Genomic DNA, 17362 nt, shown 5'->3' with positions numbered 1-17362 from the left:
TGCGCATCTGAGGTTCGCGATCACCGCGCCGTACGGCTCCCGCCGTACGCCTGTCACGTCGTAGCGGCTTTCTGTGCCGCCCGTGACGCCCGCGTGGATGCGACCTCGGTGCATTGGCTGTCCTCCCACTCCTCGGACCGCCGCACTCTCCCTTTCCCGGTGTGGTCGCCGCGTGGTGCTCGCCTGCGAAGCCCCCCGTCCACCGCGCTTTCGACTGCGAGAATCCCCATGGCGACACCCACCACCCCCACGGCCTCCCTGACCTGCTCCGCCCTGTCCTTCCAGTGGCCCGACGGCACCCCCCTCTTCGACGGGCTGTCCCTCACCATCGGCCGGGGCCGCACCGGTCTCGTCGGTACCAATGGCGCGGGCAAGTCCACACTGCTGCGGCTGCTGGCCGGCCGGCTCCGCCCCGCCCAGGGGTCGGTCAGCGCGAGCGGCAGCCTCGCGTACCTTCCCCAGAACGTCACCCTCGACACGGCGCTGCGCGTCGACGAGGCCCTGGGCATCGCCGAGCGGCGGGACGCGCTGCGCGCCATCGAGGCCGGGGACGTGCGCGAAACACACTTCGAGACGATCGGCGACGACTGGGACGTCGAGGAACGGGCCCTGGCGACACTGGGCTCTCTCGGCCTCGGCGACGTCGGGCTGGACCGCACCGTGGGCCAGATGTCCGGCGGGGAGACCGTCCTGCTGCGGCTGGCCGCCTCACTGCTGGAGCGTCCCGACATCCTCCTGCTGGACGAGCCGACGAACAACCTCGACCTGTCCGCGCGCCGCAGGCTCTACGAGGCCGTCGACTCCTGGCGCTCCGGTGTGCTCGTCGTCGTCAGCCACGACCTCGAAGTGCTCGAACGCGTGGACCGTATCGCCGAGCTGCGGGCCGGATCCGTGAGCTGGTACGGAGGCGGCTGGTCCGCCTACCAGGAAGCCCTGGCCACCGAGCAGGAAGCGGCCGGGCGGATGCTGCGGGCCGCCGAGGCGGACGTACGCCGGCAGAAGCGCGAGCTGGAGGAGACCCAGGTGAAGCTGGCCCGGCGGCAGCGGCACAGCAAGAAGATGGACGCCCAGCGGCGGGCCCCGAGGATCGTGGCGGGCGAACGGAAGCGCTCCGCGCAGGAGTCGGGGGACAAGCTGCGCGGCCTTCACGAGGACAGACTCCATGAGGCGCGCGAGCGCCGGGAGGAGGCCGCGGACGCGGTCCGTCAGGACGCGGAGATCCGCGTGAGCCTTCCTCACACGGCCGTGCCCGCGGGCCGCACCGTGCTGACCCTGCGCGGGCTGCGCCCCCGGTTCGGGGGGCTGCGCGAGGGGAACCTCCACGTGCACGGGCCCGAGCGCATCGCGCTGGTCGGGCGTAACGGCGCGGGCAAGACCACCGTACTGCGCACCCTCACCGGGGAGTTGGCTCCGCTGGCAGGGGAGGCCAGGACGTTCGTGCCGCTGCGGTTTCTGCCCCAGCGCCTGGATGTGCTGGACGACGAGCTGAGCGTCGCGGCGAACGTGGCCCGGATGGCCCCCGGGGTGACCGACAACCACCTCCGCTCCCAGCTCGCGCGATTCCTGTTCAAGGGTGCCCGCGCCGAGCAGCCCGTGGGCACCCTCTCGGGCGGGGAACGCTTCCGCGCCACACTCGCGGCGATGATGCTCGCCGCGCCGGCCCCCCAACTGCTGATGCTGGACGAGCCGACCAACAACCTCGACACGGCCGGCGTGCGGCAGCTGACGAGCGCGCTCGCGTCGTACGAGGGCGCGCTCCTGATCGCCGGCCACGATCTGCCGTTCCTCGACGCGGTCGGCATCACCCGCTGGCTGCTCCTCGCGGATGGGCTTCGGGAAACCACCGCGGAAGAGGTCCGCGGCCTGCTGGAGGCGCCGGAGCCCGGCTGACGCCGTTGCCGGGGCGCACCACCGGCGGGTGCGCCCCTGAGGGCTGTCCCGCTCAGACGCTCAGCCGCTCAGGTCTTGCGGATCGCGGCGAGCAGAGCCGGTGAGTGGTACGCCGTCGAGGGGCCGGAGAGCCAGGATTCGAGGTCCGGCGGCTGGGGACGCGCGCCGCCCAGCGCGTAGAGGCCCACCAGGAGCAGCGCGCCGATCACGATGATCGCGAGTGTGATCGTCACGGCGAGGTGGAAGCCGTGCGCCAGGCCCGTGGTCAGGGCGAGGTGCAGCAGCACGGGCCCGACGAGGAACGCCGCTTCCGACCGCAGCAGTTCGACCAGGGCGAAGGTCGGGCCGATCTGAGCCGACGGTACGGAGAAGCCGGCCAGGAAGAGTCCCGGCGTCACCCCCGCGCCCGCCCCGAAGCCCAGGAAGAGCGCGGCGACGGGGACGACCGAGGAGGCGTTCGCCGTGGACACGGTCAGCAGGACGGCGGCGCCGATGGCCACACTGACCGTGCCGGACAGGGCCAGATACGGGGTCCAGCGGGTCGACACCAGCCGCCGGAACAGGACGGCGGCCACGAACACGCCGAGGATCTGGGGCGTGATGAGTGCCCCGACACGCAGCGGGGCGTAGTGCGCCTCCCTCGTCAGATAGACCTCGGTGAGTTCCAGGAGCGAGGTGAAGCACGCGCCGACGAGCATCGCGTTGACCGTCCCGACGACCGGCAGTGTGTTGCTGATGGGCCGTACCGGCATCAGCGGACGGGCCTTGCGGTACTGACCTCCCACCAGAAGCATTCCGCAGATCAGCCCGCAGACGACCGGCACGAAGAACTCGGGGTCGCTGAACGAGCCGCGGGTCAGCCATGAGACGCCGAAGAACGGCAGCGTGGTGGTGCCGAACGCGAGGGGGATCGCGGACCAGTCGAACCGCGCCCGGCGGGCCGGTGGTTCATTGCCCTCGAACGTCAGGGCGCCGACGGTCAGGCCGATCGCCGCCAGCGCGGCGAGTCCCGCGAACAGCGCCCGCCAGCCGCCCAGACTGCCGACGAGCCCGCCCACCAGCGGCCCGAAGGCCACCATGCCGAACAGCCCGAGACTGACGACGGCCGCGGTCGTCCGAAGCCGTCCGATGGGGTGCCCGGTGACCAGTGGCGGCAGCGCCGCGACCAGCAGCATCCCGGTGCACAGGCCCTGGATCACCACACCGGCCGTGAACAGGCCGACGCCCGGTGCGCTGAGCGCCAGCACCGAACTCAGCACGAACACCGTCTCGGCGATGAGGTAGATCCTGCGCCGCGCGACCCGCTGGACGAGGTCCGCGGCGAGCACCGCGCCGAACGCGTACGCCGCGTTCGACATGCCACTGGCGAGCTGGAGCTCGAACGCGGTGGCGCCGATGTCCCCCATGATCCGCGGTTCCGCCAGGGCGGTGGCGGTGGTGAGGATCAGATACGGGCTCAGCGCGAGCAGGGAGAGCACCACCGCCGCGGGATAGCGCCCGGCCAGCGGAATACGGCTGAACAGACCCGGCGAGGGTGAGCTGAACCGCAAGGACGCCTCCGGGGCGAGAGGGAAGGGCCGCGGACCGTCGCGCGCGCCGGACACCGGCCTCCGTGCCGTCCTCGTGATGCGACGCCCGAGGTCCGGCCGGGCCGCCGGCTCAGCGTACGTCCGTACGCCGCGTGCCCCGGCCTGACACGCCCGCGCCAGGACCCGCCCCCGGGAACCCGTCGGCGGGTCTCCCGGTCTCCCCCGTGCTCCTCAGCGATGGTCACGAGCATCCGGCCCTGTGGTGCCCTGGTCGATCGCCGCCACGACATATGCGGCGAGCGCGTCGGCGTACGGCAGCAGGTCGTCCCAGCGCTCCTCCTCGTCTCCGAGGTAGACGGCTCGCGCGCGTGCCAGCGGCGGGCGGTGCTCGGCCGGGAGCCGCGCGAGTGCCCACGCGGCGGCGGCGTCCTTGGAGGCGACCGATCCGGTCGCGACGGTCATCCAGACCCGGGCGAGCGTCAGAAGGACGTTGCGGGTGTCGGATCCGAGTTCGGTGAGCAGGTCCGGTACGCCGTCGACGATCCCGCGGACGAGGTCCTCGTGCGGGACGGGGGCGAGTACGTCGCCCGGCGGCGGGCCGGTCAGCGGGGCCTGTCCGAGGAGCACCATCGTGATCAAGGGGGCGAGATCGGGGCTCGGGACCGGCGAGGGCGTCAGGCCCCGCTCGTATGCCTCGCGCAGCCACTCCCCGTACTGGAACTCGCGGCGCGGCGGGTAGCTCCACGGGTTGACGTCGGATTGGACGACGACGGTCAGCTCGACGGGACGAGCGGGGCCGTGCCGGGCCTTCTGGCCGGAGATCTCCAGCAGCCCGTCGACAAGTGCCCGCCGCTCCCGTGGTGTTGTGGGCCGGCGGACGACGGCGAGCACATCGATGTCGCTGTGGGGCCGCAGGCCGCCGAGCACGGCGGAGCCGTGCAGGTAGCTGCCGACGACGTCCGCGCCGAGCACCCGCCGCACCAGGCCGACGATGTCTTCCGTACCTGGTCCTGTCACTGGCGTCCCTTCGTACGCGACACAGCCGCGGCGACGGCCGGGAGGGCTGTGTCGTCCGCATCGTAGGCAACCGGCGGCCACGGGCCAACGGATTTCCCGGCGGGACGGCGTGGGGCGGTGATGGCGCCCGGCGGTGATGGCGCGCGCCCGTCAGTCCTCCAGCTCCGCGACGGCCGCCAGCAGCCGGTCCACGTCCGAGCGGTCGTTGTAGTGCACCAGCCCGGCCCGTACCGCGCCGCCGGTGTCCCGCAGCCCCAGCGCGCCGGCCAGTTCCCAGGCGTAGCAGTGCCCGTCCCAGACGTTCACCCCGCGTCCGGCCAGCCACGCGGAGACCTCTCCCGGCGTGCGGCCCGCCACCCGGAAGTAGGCGGTCGCGGTCCGGTGCGCGGGCTCGCCGTAGAGCGTGACCCCGGGCAGGTCCGCCAGCCCCCGCCGCATCACGGCGAACAGCTCCCCCTCGGACGACTCGACGGCGGCCATCGAGCGGAGCAGCCGCTCGCGCCGGTTTCCCGGAGCGGGTCCGGCGAGAGCGGCCAGATGGTCGACGGCGGCCGTGACTCCGGCCAGGTCCGCGAAGGGCGCCGTGCCGGTCTCGAACCTGGACGGCACGGCGGCGGGCGAGCAGATCAGCTTGTCCGGGCTCAGGGACTCCAGCAGCCGCGGGTCCGCCGCCACCGCGCCGATATGCGGACCGGACCACTTGTAGGCGCTCGTCGCGTAGAAGTCCGCGCCCAGCCGTATGACGTCGACGGGGCCGTGCGGGGTGGCGTGGACCCCGTCCACGAACGTCAGGGCGCCGACCGCGTGCGCCTTGGCGGTGATGGCCGGGACATCGGGGCGGGTGCCGAGGATGTTGCTGGCCGCCGTCACCGCCACCAGGCGGGTGCGGTCGCCCAGCAGTGCGTCGTACTGCTCCACGGGGAGTTCGCCCGTCGCCGGGTCGGCCTCGGCCCACCGTACGACCGCGCCCGCGCGGGCCGCCGCCTGGAGCCACGGCCGGATGTTCGCGTCGTGGTCGAGCCGGGAGACCACGATCTCGTCGCCGGGCCGCCAGGTGGAGCCGAGTGCCTGGGAGAAGCGGTAGATGAGCGACGTGGTGTTCGGGCCCAGGACGATGCCCTCGGGGACCCCGCCGACCAGGTCCGCGACTGCCAGGCGGCACGCGGCGACGATCTCCCCCGCGCGCCCGCTGGCCGCGAACGAGCCGCCCACGTTGCCGATCCCGGACCGGTAGGTGTCCGTGATCGCGTCGATGACGGCCGTCGGCACCTGCGTGCCGGCCGCGCCGTCGAGATACGCCGTACCGTCGCTGAGCGCGGGATAGGACGCGCGTACCGCCGCCACGTCGAAGGTCATTGCCGTCGGCTCCTCTCGCTGGTGACTCGTGCCGCCCCAGCCTGGCGTGGACCGGGCCGTACGGGAAGTGCCGGGTCCGGTCCGGGGGCGTCTCACTCCGCGAGGGCGGCTGCCAGCAGATCGTGTGTCTCCCGGTCGAATGCGATGAGCCGGACGCGCTCGACAGCGGTCGGCGAGGATCTGACGGCGGTGACGGCGATCCGCGCCGCCTTCTCCGCCGGGAACCCGTACACACCGGTGGAGATGGCCGGAATGGCGAGGGTCCTGACGCCCAGTTCGTCGGCGACCTCGAGGCAGCGGCGATAGCAGGAGGCGAGGACTTCGGCCTCGTCGTGCTGTCCGCCTCTCCAGACCGGGCCGACGGTATGGATCACATGCGTGATCGGCGGGTCGAGGTCGAAGGCCGGGGTCGCCTTGGCGTCGCCCGGCCGGCAGGGCCCCATCGCGGCGCCCGCCTCGGCGAGCCGCGGCCCGGCGGCCCGGTGGATCGCGCCGTCCACGCCGCCTCCGCCCATCAGCGACTGGTTCGCCGCGGCGACGATGGCGTCCACGTCCTGGCGCGTGATGTCACCCTGTACGACCTCGATCGGAGTCATGCGCCCGATGATGTCACCGGACCTGGCGCGTTCCCTCCGCGGCGCCGCTTCCGCTAACGCGACGTGGGATCAGGGCCGGCCCAGAAGCTGTCCATGGGGTGCGGGGTGGCGGCGGCGATCAGCCGGCGGGCCGTGAGGTGGGCCTTGTCCTCGGCCTTCTCGACGCTGCCCACGGCGTGTCCGGCGATCGCTCCCTCGTAGACCAGCAGGAGCTGGTCCACGAGCAGGCCGGGATCGGGCGCGCCCGTCGCCTCCGCGAGCTCCAGCATCCTGGCGCGCAGCGCCCGCTTGTGGGCCGCGGTCACGGAGCGGGCCGGGTGCTGCGGGTCGGCCAGCTCGACCATGGCGTTGACGAGTGCGCAGCTGCGGAAGCCCGGCGACGAGGCCGCCCACGACCGCAGTGCGTCGAAGACGGCGAGGAGCCGGGCGCGTGGGTCGTCGCCCGCGTCGTCGACGCACTGGTCGAGCGTCAGCTGCCAGCGGACGTGGCGTCCGTCGAGGTAGGCCAGGAAGGGGGCGGTGTCCATGGTGTTCTCCTCAGCGGGTTTCGGGGGCACCGGCGTATCGACCCCTGACGGCCGGCTCCGAGCCGGTCGCAGGCTAATGGGTATAGTTGATTTATCCGGTTACCCTAGCATGGAGTAAGGCTTGAAGATTCCTTTTTCCGATTACATGCTGGGGGCGGGCGTAGCGACCGATCTGGTCAACACCTCACCCGTGGTCCGTACGGGGCTGGGCGAGATCCTCACCGGCCCCGCCGCGCTGGCGCTCTTCCTGGCCGAGCACGACGTCCGCCCCGACGCCCTGGCCGACGGCCGGCGGCCGGACGACGCCGACCTCGACGAGGTACGCGCCCTGCGCGGGGAGGTCCGCGCCATTCTGGAGGCCGGCGCCGAGGAGCACGTCGTCGAGGCCGCGAGCGCGCTGGTCGGGCGGGGAGGCATCGGTCCGTCCCTGTACCGCGACGCCGAGGACCGCTGGCAGTGGTACGTCGCGACCTCACCGGGTACGTCCGTCGCCGACGAGTTGGCCGTCCTCATGGGCACCGGGCTGCTCGGCGCCCTGCGGACGTTGAGCCATGACCGGTTCCGCCGCTGCGCCTCGCCGGTGTGCGAGGGGATGTTCGTCGACACCAGCAAGGCCGGGCGCCGTCGCTACTGCATGCCGGAGGTGTGCGGCAACCGCCTCAACGTGGCCAGCCACCGTGCCCGCAGACGGGAGAGCACCCGCCGCCCCGGCTCGCGGGCCGAAGGCGGTACGGACAGCGGGTGAGGCGCCGATCACGCCGACGGCCCGGAACGTCAGGAGCGGCCCCGGGGACGCCCGCCCGCCCGTAGGGCCAGGGCCGCGAGGGCTTCCGGGGCGCCGCTCTGGCCGCGTATTCCGGGAAACGCGTTGATGTCCACGATCAGCGGGGTGCCGTCGCCCGCGTCGATCACATCGACTCCGTACACGTCCAGCGCGAAGACGGAACCGACCGTGCGCACCAAGTCCTGCCAGCCGCTGGGCAGATCACCGAGTGCGAGCGGCAGCGTCGGGCCCTGCCCGCCCTCGGCCAGTTCCGAGCGGCGCAGGGCGGCGAAGACCCGGCCGTCGATCGCCCAGAGCTTGTGGTCCCAGCCGCTGTTCTCCGTGAACTCCTGGACCACGACCGGCTCCCGGGCCCAACCGGAGCGCAGTCCGCGCAGTCGCGCGGCGTTGTCGACCCGGGTGACGAGGTCATGGCGCCGGCTGTGTCTGCTCTTGACCACCAGGGGGTACGGCAGGTCCCGCTCGTCGGCGAGTTCGGCCAGGCTCGCCACGGTCCGGGTGGCCGCGAACGGCAGCCCGGCGCGCCGGGCCAGGCCGGCCATCGCCGTACGGTCCTGGCAGAGCGTGGTCGCCGCCACCGAGTTCAGCACCGGAGCCCCGCGCTCCTCGAACGACCCGGCCAGGGCCAGCGACCGCGGTGTGTGTGCCTTCAGCAGATAGACATCGGCGAGCGGGCCCGGAGCGGCCGGGGCGCCGTCGCCCTCCGTCTCGGGGTCGACCGTCTCCACCCGGTGGTGGGGCGTCAGCAGCGCGGTGGTGGCCGCCAGCAGCGGGTGATCGGGCCGGGATGTGATCAGACAGATCCTCATCCGGCCTCACCCGCCGTCGCGGGTATCCGGAACGGAACCCCGGCGGATGTCAGGAGTGCCACCGGTCCCGGGACGGGGACCGACTCGGGGACCGGACCTGGCATCGTGCCGAGCACCGTCCCGGACACCGGGTCCGGCGGCGGGAGCGGGCCAACGGCCGCCGTGCCCGGGGCGCTACCGCCCGTACGGGCCAGATCGAGGACCGCCCTCGCGACGCGCGCCACCGCGTCCGGCACACACCGGAAGCTCGGGAAGTCGTTCACATCGACGATGACCGGACCGTCCGGGCCCAGCAGCACGTCCACACCGAACAGATCGAGCCCGTAGACCTCACCGGCCTCGGCGACCATCCCCGCCACCTCCGCGGGCAGCGGCACGGACCGCTCCCGCCGCGGCGCGCCGGGATGGAGCGGCGAGGACCGCTCCGTCGCGAACAGTTCGCCACCCACGCCGTACACCTTCAGATCGACGCCCGAGTTGGGGATGTACGGCTGGGCGATCAGCATCCCCTCCTCCGACGGCCCGGCGCTCGCCGCCGCCGACTCCGGCGACCGCACCAGCCGCACCCCCCGCCCGGAACTCCCCTCGGCGGGCTTGACCACCAGCGGAAACGCCGCCGCGGGAAGCTCCGCCAGCAACTCGGGGCGTGCGACGGCGTATGTCTCAGGAACCGGCAGCCCCCGGCCGCGGCCGATCACCGCCGCCACCACCTTGTCCCGTACGCCTCGAATGGACCGGGCGTCGTTCACCGTCGTCAGTCCGACCGCCGCGGCGGCTTCCAGCAACGCCAGCCCCGGGCCCCCGGACACGGTCTTCAGTACCCACGCGTCATGTCCGCCCGCCCGTACGGCCTCGGACAACCGCAGCAGTGACGTGCCCGGCCGCACCACGTCCACCCGGTGCCCCCACACGGCGAGCTGACGGATCACCTCCACCGGCATGCCGTCGAACCGGTACTGCTCCTCCACGACAAAACAGAGCCTCATCGACCCTCCCCGCAACCCCCGGACGCCAACGGGCGGCTGACATCTCGAAGACCATGATCTGCCACACCGTAACTGGGCCCCTCGCCAGCCCCGCCCGCCCCACCTGCCTCGGGGGATGGTGTCCCCTGGAACGGGGCACCGCGTGCCGCCGGGACCCGGTGGGGCGCCCGAACCGGGCGCCGCCCCTGATCGGCCGGAGCGTAACCGCGTGTAACCGCAGGTGAACCTCCGGTCTCCGCACTGATCTCCGCACCGATCCGTACGCCGTCCTTCTGGAGGCGGACGGGGCGTGCGCTCGTAGACTGTTTCTTTGAAGGCCGTTTCGTCCTCAGGCGATGGTGATGGCATGGCGAACCCGACGATCCTGACCGTCGACGACGATCCGGCGGTCTCCAGGGCGGTCGCCCGCGACATCCGGCGCAGATACGGCGGCCGGTACCGGGTCGTGCGCGCCGTCTCCGGGGCAGAGGCGCTGGAGGCACTGCGCGAGATCAAGCTGCGCGGTGAACGGCTCGCGGTCATGCTCGCCGACTACCGGATGCCGCAGATGAACGGCATCGAGTTCCTCGAAGCGGCGATGGACCTCTTCCCGCTCGCGCGGCGGGTGCTGCTGACCGCTTACGCGGATACGGGCGCCGCCATCGACGCGATCAATGTCGTCGATCTGGACCACTACCTCCTCAAGCCGTGGAACCCGCCGGAGGAGCATCTGTACCCGGTGATCGACGAGCTGCTCGACGCCTGGGCGACCACCCCGGACCCGGGTATCACCGAGACCCGGGTGGTGGGGCACCGCTGGTCGGCTCCGTCCTTCGCCGTGCGGGACTTCCTCGCCCGCAATCTGGTGCCGTACCGGTGGCTGCCTGCCGACGAGCCCGAGGGCGCCAGGCTGCTGGCCGCCGCCGGAGTGGCCCCCGCCGACGTACCGCTGGTGGTGACCGCCGACGGCACGTCGCTGGTGGCACCGGCCGAGGGCGAGCTCGCCGCCCATGTCGGCCTGAGCACCATCCCCACCGCGGACTTCTACGATCTCGTGGTGGTCGGCGGCGGACCCGCCGGGCTCGGCGCCGCCGTGTACGGCGCGTCCGAGGGGCTGCGTACGGTCCTGGTCGAGCGCGAGGCGACCGGCGGGCAGGCGGGACAGAGCAGCAGGATCGAGAACTACCTCGGGTTCCCCGACGGCGTCTCCGGGGCCCAGCTGACCGACCGGGCCCGCCGCCAGGCGCTGAAGTTCGGCGCCGAGATCCTCAGTGCCCGCGAGGTCGTCGGCCTGGACGCGGCGGGATCGGGCCGGGTGGTGCGGTTCGGGCAGGGCAGCGCCATCACCGCCCATACGGTGGTGCTCGCCACCGGCGTCTCGTACCGCCGCCTGGCGACCTCCAGCCTGGACGAGTTCACGGGGGCGGGGGTCTTCTACGGGTCCACCGTCACCGAGGCGACCACTTGCTCGGGCGAAGAGGTGTATCTGGTGGGCGGCGCCAATTCGGCCGGGCAGGCGGCCGTGTATCTCTCCCGCTACGCACGGAAGGTGCACCTGCTGATCAGGGGCGCCGAGCTGACCCGTTCCATGTCCCGGTACCTGATCGAGCAGATCGGCGACATCGACCACATCGTCGTGCACCCCTGGACCGAGGTGGTCGGCGGGAAGGGCGACGGCCACTTGCAGCAGCTCACGCTGCGGGACGTCCGTTCGGGGGCGACGGACTCGGTCGACTCGTCCTGGCTGTTCGTCTTCATCGGCGCCGAGCCGCGTACGGAGTGGCTGGACGGCGTGGTCGAGCGCGACGCGCGGGGGTTCGTGATCACCGGCCCCGACCTGGTGGCCGACGGACAGCGGCCGGCCAACTGGCCGCTGCCACGGGACCCGTACCACCTGGAGTCCAGCGTGCCGGGGGTGTTCGCGGCCGGTGATGTCCGTGCCGCGTCGCTCAAACGTGTCGCCTCCGCCGTCGGTGACGGCGCGATGGCCATTTCCCTGGTCCACCGCTACTTGGAGTCACAGTGAGCGCTTCGAACCGTATGACGCCGACGGAACTGCGCACCCTGTTCCTGTTCGAGGCGCTCGACGAGAACCAGCTGACCTGGCTGTCGGAGCGGGGCAGGGTGGAACAGCGGACGGGCGGGAGCGCCGTCTACAACGAGGGTGAACCGGCCACCTGCTTCTTCGTGCTGCTCGGTGGTGCGGTGACGCTCAGCAGGCGGCTGCACGGCGACGACATCGAGGTCACCAGGACCGACCGGCGCGGTGTCTACAGCGGGGCGACACAGGCGTACCTCGGTGACCGTGTCGACCAGGTCTATCCGAACACGCTGCGGGCCGTCAGCGACGCGGAGTTCTTCGTCCTGCCCGCCGATGAGTTCGCCACGGCCATACGCACCTGGTTCCCGATGGCGCTCCATCTGCTGGAGGGGCTCTTCTTCGGCTCGCGTGCGGCGGACACGATCCTGGGCGAGCGGGAGCGGCTGGTCGCGCTGGGCGCCCTGTCCGCCGGCCTCACCCATGAACTCAACAATCCGGCCGCGGCGGCGGTACGAGCCACCGAGGCGCTGCGCGAGCGGGTGACGGGTATGCGGCACAAACTCGCCCTGATCGCGGACGGCCGGCTGGACGGCACCCGGCTGCGCGGACTGGTGGAGCTCCAGGACGCGGCGGTCAAGCAGGCCGCCGCGGCCTCTCCCCTGTCGGCGCTTGACGCCTCGGACGCCGAGGACGAACTCACCGACTGGCTGGAGGAGCACGAGGTGGCCGGCCCCTGGGACGTGGCGTCCGTCCTGGTCTCCGGAGGGGTCAATGTGCCCTGGCTGGCGGCGGTCGCCGAGGCGGTGGGCGAGGACCACCTGGACTCGGCGGTGCGCTGGCTGGCGTACACCATCGACAGCGAACTCCTGATGGGGGAGATCGATGACGCCGTGACCCGGGTCTCGGACCTGGTCGGGGCGGCCAAGCAGTATTCCCAGCTGGACCGGGCGCCCCATCAGGTCGTGGATGTGCACGCGCTGCTCGACGCCACGCTGACGATGATGCGGGCGAAGATCCCCGCCGGGATCCGGGTGGTCAAGGAGTACGACCGTACGCTGCCGCCGGTCCCGGCGTTCGGCGCCGAGCTGAACCAGGTGTGGACGAACCTGATCGACAACGCGGTCGACGCCATGGAGGGAGAGGGCACGCTCACGCTGGGCACGAGGCGGGAGGGCGACCGGCTGTTCGTGGAGGTGACGGACACCGGCAGCGGTATCCCTCCGGAGGTCAGACCGCGGATCTTCGAACCGTTCTTCTCCACCAAGTCGGTGGGCGAGGGCACCGGCCTGGGCCTGGACATCTCGTACCGCATCGTCGTCAACAAGCATCACGGTGACATCAGGGTGGACTCGCGGCCGGGCCATACCCGGTTCCAGGTGTGTCTGCCGATCACTCAGGCCGCCGACTCGTCCGATCCGGCCGACTCGTCCGACCTGGCGGCCCCGGCCGCCGGCCGCGTCGATTCCACCGGGTCCGCTGCCGGGGGCTGACCTTCACCGGTCACCGGCCCTGTCCCCGCGGACCGGCAACCTTTCCGTCCCCGTCGGCGACAAGCGGGTGAAGTGCCCCGGGCGCACAGCGCCCGTCCCTCTCCTTCTCCTCGCCCTCGAAGGGACACACCGGTATGTCCTCGATCATCAGCCGGCGCCGTCTGGCGGCCCTGTTCGCTTCCACCGTCGCCGTCGCCGCCCTCGGCGCGATACCGCAGCAGTCCGCCGCCGCCGCGGAGACCGGGCCCGTCGGGTTCGGCGCGGGCGCCACCGGAGGCGGCGGCGCGACGCCCGTCACGGTCAGCACACTCGCCGCGTTCACGTCCGCCGTCGCGGACGACTCCGCGAAGGTCGTCCAGGTCTCCGGGCTCATCACACTCAGCGGCCAGGTCGACATCGGCTCCAACACCACGGTCCTGGGGGTGGGTTCGGCGTCGGGCTTCACCGGTGGCGGACTGCGCGTCAAGGAATCGACCAATGTCATCATCCGCAACCTCCGGATCAGCAAGCCCGTCGCGCCCGCGGACGGCATCACCGTGCAGAAGTCCACGAAGGTGTGGATCGATCACAACGCCTTCTCTGCGGACCGCGACCACGACAAGGACCACTACGACGGTCTGCTGGACATCTCCCACGCGTCCGACCAGGTCACGGTGTCCTGGAACACGTTCAAGGACCACTTCAAGGGATCACTCGTCGGGCACAGCGACAACAACAGCGGTGAGGACACCGGGCACTTGCGTGTGACGTACCACCACAACCACTTCAGCAACGTCTACTCGCGCATCCCGAGCCTCCGCTTCGGCACCGGCCACTTCTACGACAACTACGTCCAGGGCGCCGAGACCGCCTGCCACTCCCGGATGGGGGCGCAGATGCTGGTCGAGAACAATGTCTTCCGCGACACGAAGGTCGCGGTGACCACGAACCGCAGCAGTGACGTGGACGGCTACGCGGTGCTGCGCGGAAACGACCTCGGGGGCGCCGCCACCGAGATCTCGCAGACAGGGTCCTTCACCGCGCCGCCGTACAGCTACACGGCGGAACCTGCGTCGAGCGTCGTCGCCTCGGTGACGGCGGGTGCCGGCACGGGGAAGATCTGACACCGGCGAGGGCTTCCCGTACGGGGCCGGCACCGGAAAACGGCTTCCCGGGCGGGCGGCGGCGTGACAGGGTCGGCCGGTGAACGCATCCCGATGTGAGCTGCTGCGCCGGCAGTTCGACCTCACCTGGCAGCTCTTCGACCACCACCTGGAGCGGCTGGAGCGCGCGGACTTCCTGTGGGAGCCGGTGTCCCACTGCTGGACGGTACGGCAGGGCGCCGACGGGACATGGGTGCCGGACTGGGCGGAAACCGAGCCCGACCCTGTTCCCGTCCCCACGATCGGCTGGCTGAGCTGGCACATCGGGTGGTGGTGGAGCGTGACCATCGATCACGCGCGGGGACGGACGCCACGGGAGCGGGAGGACGTGCGGTGGCCGGGTGACGGTGAGGCGGCCATCGCCTGGCTGCGCGGCCTCCGTGAGGAGTGGCTGGCGGTGCTCGACGGGCTCACCGACACCGGCCTGGACGCCACCGCCCCGTTCCCGTGGCAGAACGACCCCGGACACACCGTCGCCGATATGGCCGGCTGGGTGAATTCCGAGCTGATGAAGAACGTCGCCGAGATCGGCCAGCTCCGGCTGCTGCGTGCGGCGTCCGCGGACACGCCCCGGGCCCTGTCCGGGTGTCCCTGAGCCGGTTTGCCGAGTCGGCAAGGAAACTTGCCCGTGGTCCGGTCGCGGCGACATGGTCGTGTCGTGACGGCGGCGCCGGCCGCGGCGGCGCGGTCACGGCGAGGCGCTGACAGGCGGCTCCCCCGCCGTGGTGCGCCGTCGCACGACCAACGCAGGAACGCACGAGGAGGACGCATGACTCAGCCCGCTCAGGTACTGGACGTGACACACCGGCTGGTGGATGTTCCGGGCGGCCGGATCCATCTGGTGGAGCAGGGCACCGGCCCCCTCGTTCTGCTGGTCCACGGGTTCCCCGAGTCGTGGTACTCCTGGCGCCACCAGCTCCCGGTGCTCGCCGCGGCCGGGTTCCGGGCGGTGGCCGTCGATGTCAGGGGATACGGGCGCTCGTCGAAGCCCCAGGACATCGAGGCGTACCGGATGCTGGCCCATGTCGCCGACAACGTCGGTGTCGTGCGGGCGCTCGGCGAGGAGACCGCGGTCGTCATCGGCCATGACTGGGGGTCGGCCATCGCCGCCAATACGGCGCTGCTCAGGCCCGATGTCTTCACCGCCGTGGGGCTGCTCAGCGTTCCCTACGCGCCCCGCGGGGGTTTCCGGCCGACGGACGCCTTCTCCATGATGGGCGGCCCCGAAGAGTTCTACGTCAGCTACTTCCAGCGGCCCGGCCGGGCGGAGGCGGAGATCGAGCGCGATGTGCGCGGCTGGCTGGCGGGGTTCTACGCCGCGTTCTCGGGGGACGCGGTCCCCCCGGCCGACGGCGGCGACCCGCACTTCGTCCCGGCGGGCGGGAAGCTCTCGGACCGCTTCCCCGACGCCTCCCCGCCCTCGTGGCTCGGCGAGGCCGGTCTCGATGTCTACGCGGACGAGTTCGAGCGTACGGGGCTGACCGGAGCGCTCAACCGCTACCGCAACATGGACCGGGACTGGGAGGATCTCGCCGCGTGGGACGGGGCGCCGATCGCCCAGCCGTCGCTGTTCATCGGCGGTGCGCTCGACGCGTCCACGACCTGGCTGGCCGACGCGATCGCGGCGTACCCCACCACCCTCCCCGGTCTGGTCTCCTCGCACATCCTCGACGGCTGCGGGCACTGGGTGCAGCAGGAACGCGCCGACGAGGTCAACCGGCTGCTGACCGAATGGCTGCGGGCTCTGCCGGCGACGGCACGGAGCTGACGGGCCATCACCGCGGTCCGTCACCGGAAGTCGTCGCCACAGGCCGTCACCGGGGACGGGGCTCCGTGCCCCCTCGCCGGGCGTGCGCCGGAGGTCGAACGGCCGTGCCTCAAGCGTGCGATGAGAGAGCGGCACGCCCCAACAGCACACTAAAAGGTTGTTTCATCCCCTATCGGGCTGCATTTCTCATATTTGCGTTCAAGCCGGGGATAACGCCTCCCATCAGGTGCTGAGAGGAGGTGTGAGCCATGCGCCGTATTTCGATCAACGCCCAGGCGGTGTCCCGTTCCGACCGGGCCGGACTGTCGTGGAGCTGACGGTGGTACTACGCGTAACCGGCCACTCGCTCGTGTTCGCGCGCCGGGGCCGGAGTCCGCAGGGGCTCCGGCCCTCCAGGGCCCACCGTCCGCCGGCCCCTCCGTCCGCCGGCGCCGCTCGTACACCGGTCACACCGGAGGTTCGTGATGCGTCTTCGCCGTCCCCGCGGCCTGTCCTGCTACTGGCATGAAGGCCAGTTCGTCGTGCATCCGTATCCGCGCGGCACACCCGTCACACTCCATCCGGCGGCGGAGGAGATCCTCTCCGCGTTCGAGGCAACATCGCCCGTAGCCCGCTGTACGTCCTGGCCGCCGGCCACCCCCATCCGGCGCCGGAGGACGCGCCGCCGCCGGCCGTGCCGCACACTTTCCGCGACACGGCCCTCCACCGGTGGGGAGGCCGGGCCAGGCGCGGAGGCGGACGCACAGCGCGTCGGCTCACAACGCGTCGGCGAGTTCCCCGATCTGTTCCGCGAGATGCGGGTCGGGGTGGGGGACGCTGCCGAACTCCTCGTCCTCCTCGATCGTCAGGCGCTGCACGGCCGCGCGCAGTGCCGGGCTGGGCGGGCGGCGGTGGTGTGTGGTGGGGTGGCAGACGCTGAGCCGCCCCGCCGGGAGCGCCACGAGCCCCGAGTCGAGATCGGCGGCCTGGTCCGCCCAGTGCGCGGCGTCGCGCCGCTCTCCTCTGCCGAGATGGAGGAGATAGAGGCAGTAGGCGGCCGTGGGGTTGCCGGCGCCGGCCGCGAACTGCCACCAGAACTGGGCGCCTTCGTGCCATCCGGCCAGATTCAGCAGGCAGGCGAAGTGCAGTGCGCCGTCGGGGTCGATACGGCGGGAGTTGGCGAGCCGGGCCAGCTGACCGGCCGCGTCGATACCGTGCAGCGCCTCGGCCGACAGGGCGTGCAGATCCTTGCCCGCCTGGTCGTGGACGGTCGGGAAGAATCCGGCCGGGGCCGCCGGATGGGAGCGTGCGATACCGGCGCCACGGGCGGCGGGGGTGTCGAACATGAGGGTGTCGGCGACATCACGGGCGAGCTGCGCCTTGGAGGCCGCGAGGTCGTACTCGGCGAACGCGTCGGGGATCACAGCGTCTTCCAGGACTTCGTCGATACCGCGCGGGGGCTGCATGGG

At 71.9% G+C, this 17362-nt stretch carries 15 protein-coding genes; 7 read left to right on the top strand and 8 right to left on the bottom strand.

Annotated features, from left to right (window positions below):
• The first annotated feature begins 228 nt into the window (after window positions 1-228).
• Complete coding sequence (locus CU044_RS12535) at window positions 229-1890, top strand: ATP-binding cassette domain-containing protein (protein ID WP_129768612.1); 1662 nt, start codon at window positions 229-231, stop codon at window positions 1888-1890.
• Window positions 1891-1958: 68 nt separating this feature from the next.
• Here CU044_RS12535 and CU044_RS12530 read toward each other — a convergent pair whose 3' ends face one another.
• The 5 genes from CU044_RS12530 to CU044_RS38530 form a co-directional block, all read right to left on the bottom strand.
• A complete protein-coding gene (locus tag CU044_RS12530) occupies window positions 1959-3494 on the bottom strand; it encodes an MFS transporter (RefSeq protein WP_240045531.1) in 1536 nt (511 codons plus the stop codon).
• Window positions 3495-3650: 156 nt separating this feature from the next.
• Window positions 3651-4436: an aminoglycoside adenylyltransferase family protein gene (locus tag CU044_RS12525; protein WP_129768611.1), complete on the bottom strand. Its 786-nt coding sequence runs from the start codon at window positions 4434-4436 to the stop codon at window positions 3651-3653.
• 150 nt (window positions 4437-4586) lie between these two features.
• Window positions 4587-5792: a cysteine desulfurase-like protein gene (locus CU044_RS12520; RefSeq protein WP_129768610.1), complete on the bottom strand. Its 1206-nt coding sequence runs from the start codon at window positions 5790-5792 to the stop codon at window positions 4587-4589.
• A gap of 92 nt (window positions 5793-5884) precedes the next feature.
• On the bottom strand, window positions 5885-6388 hold the full coding sequence (locus CU044_RS12515) for an O-acetyl-ADP-ribose deacetylase (protein ID WP_129768609.1): 504 nt from the start codon (window positions 6386-6388) through the stop codon (window positions 5885-5887).
• Between the two features lie 53 nt (window positions 6389-6441).
• Entirely contained in the window at window positions 6442-6915 is a 474-nt protein-coding gene (locus CU044_RS38530; RefSeq protein ID WP_165371871.1) for a TetR/AcrR family transcriptional regulator, read from the bottom strand.
• Between the two features lie 121 nt (window positions 6916-7036).
• Between CU044_RS38530 and CU044_RS12500 the strand changes: the two genes are divergently transcribed.
• On the top strand, window positions 7037-7660 hold the full coding sequence (locus CU044_RS12500; protein ID WP_165371870.1) for a CGNR zinc finger domain-containing protein: 624 nt from the start codon (window positions 7037-7039) through the stop codon (window positions 7658-7660).
• 29 nt (window positions 7661-7689) lie between these two features.
• Here CU044_RS12500 and CU044_RS12495 read toward each other — a convergent pair whose 3' ends face one another.
• Window positions 7690-8508: an alpha-L-glutamate ligase gene (locus CU044_RS12495; RefSeq protein WP_129768606.1), complete on the bottom strand. Its 819-nt coding sequence runs from the start codon at window positions 8506-8508 to the stop codon at window positions 7690-7692.
• Window positions 8505-9494: a hypothetical protein gene (locus CU044_RS12490; protein WP_129768605.1), complete on the bottom strand. Its 990-nt coding sequence runs from the start codon at window positions 9492-9494 to the stop codon at window positions 8505-8507. The genes CU044_RS12495 and CU044_RS12490 overlap by 4 nt, the downstream gene beginning before the upstream one ends.
• Window positions 9495-9840: 346 nt before the next feature.
• Here CU044_RS12490 and CU044_RS12485 point away from each other — a divergent pair, with 346 nt between their 5' ends.
• The 5 genes from CU044_RS12485 to CU044_RS12465 all read left to right on the top strand — a co-directional run bounded on the left by CU044_RS12485 (window position 9841) and on the right by CU044_RS12465 (window position 15914).
• Window positions 9841-11499 (top strand): FAD-dependent oxidoreductase, encoded by a 1659-nt coding sequence (locus CU044_RS12485; protein ID WP_129768604.1) that lies wholly within the window; start codon window positions 9841-9843, stop codon window positions 11497-11499.
• Window positions 11500-11513: 14 nt separating this feature from the next.
• Window positions 11514-13004, top strand: coding sequence for an ATP-binding protein (locus CU044_RS12480; RefSeq protein WP_129768631.1), 1491 nt, complete (start codon window positions 11514-11516; stop codon window positions 13002-13004).
• 134 nt (window positions 13005-13138) lie between these two features.
• On the top strand, window positions 13139-14107 hold the full coding sequence (locus tag CU044_RS12475) for a polysaccharide lyase family 1 protein (protein WP_129768603.1): 969 nt from the start codon (window positions 13139-13141) through the stop codon (window positions 14105-14107).
• Between the two features lie 79 nt (window positions 14108-14186).
• Window positions 14187-14741, top strand: a complete 555-nt coding sequence (locus CU044_RS12470; protein WP_129768602.1) for a DinB family protein — start codon at window positions 14187-14189, stop codon at window positions 14739-14741.
• Window positions 14742-14915: 174 nt separating this feature from the next.
• Window positions 14916-15914, top strand: coding sequence for an alpha/beta hydrolase (locus CU044_RS12465; RefSeq protein WP_129768601.1), 999 nt, complete (start codon window positions 14916-14918; stop codon window positions 15912-15914).
• Window positions 15915-16669: 755 nt separating this feature from the next.
• On the opposite strand, the gene CU044_RS38525 is transcribed toward CU044_RS12465, so the two are convergent.
• The gene (locus CU044_RS38525; protein WP_165371869.1) at window positions 16670-17359 is read right to left on the bottom strand and encodes a hypothetical protein; all 690 of its coding nucleotides are present in this window, start codon (window positions 17357-17359) and stop codon (window positions 16670-16672) included.
• Between the last annotated feature and the right edge of the window lie 3 nt (window positions 17360-17362).

Origin of the sequence: Streptomyces sp. L-9-10 (assembly GCF_004151105.1) — a bacterium.
Taxonomy (GTDB): domain Bacteria; phylum Actinomycetota; class Actinomycetes; order Streptomycetales; family Streptomycetaceae; genus Streptomyces.
The sequence above is the reverse complement of the archived record's forward strand: the minus strand, read 5'-3'. Positions and strand labels throughout refer to the sequence as shown.

Bases quoted from the DNA above. Each gene is read 5' to 3' on its own strand.
- CU044_RS12535 (WP_129768612.1), top strand. From the start codon at position 229: ATGGCGACACCCACCACCCCCACGGCCTCCCTGACCTGCTCCGCCCTG.
- CU044_RS12520 (WP_129768610.1), bottom strand. From the start codon at position 5,792: ATGACCTTCGACGTGGCGGCGGTACGCGCGTCCTATCCCGCGCTCAGC.
- CU044_RS12515 (WP_129768609.1), bottom strand. From the start codon at position 6,388: ATGACTCCGATCGAGGTCGTACAGGGTGACATCACGCGCCAGGACGTG.
- CU044_RS38530 (WP_165371871.1), bottom strand. From the start codon at position 6,915: ATGGACACCGCCCCCTTCCTGGCCTACCTCGACGGACGCCACGTCCGC.
- CU044_RS12495 (WP_129768606.1), bottom strand. From the start codon at position 8,508: ATGAGGATCTGTCTGATCACATCCCGGCCCGATCACCCGCTGCTGGCG.
- CU044_RS12490 (WP_129768605.1), bottom strand. From the start codon at position 9,494: ATGAGGCTCTGTTTTGTCGTGGAGGAGCAGTACCGGTTCGACGGCATG.
- CU044_RS12485 (WP_129768604.1), top strand. From the start codon at position 9,841: ATGGCGAACCCGACGATCCTGACCGTCGACGACGATCCGGCGGTCTCC.
- CU044_RS12480 (WP_129768631.1), top strand. From the start codon at position 11,514: ATGACGCCGACGGAACTGCGCACCCTGTTCCTGTTCGAGGCGCTCGAC.
- CU044_RS12475 (WP_129768603.1), top strand. From the start codon at position 13,139: ATGTCCTCGATCATCAGCCGGCGCCGTCTGGCGGCCCTGTTCGCTTCC.
- CU044_RS12465 (WP_129768601.1), top strand. From the start codon at position 14,916: ATGACTCAGCCCGCTCAGGTACTGGACGTGACACACCGGCTGGTGGAT.
- CU044_RS38525 (WP_165371869.1), bottom strand. From the start codon at position 17,359: ATGCAGCCCCCGCGCGGTATCGACGAAGTCCTGGAAGACGCTGTGATC.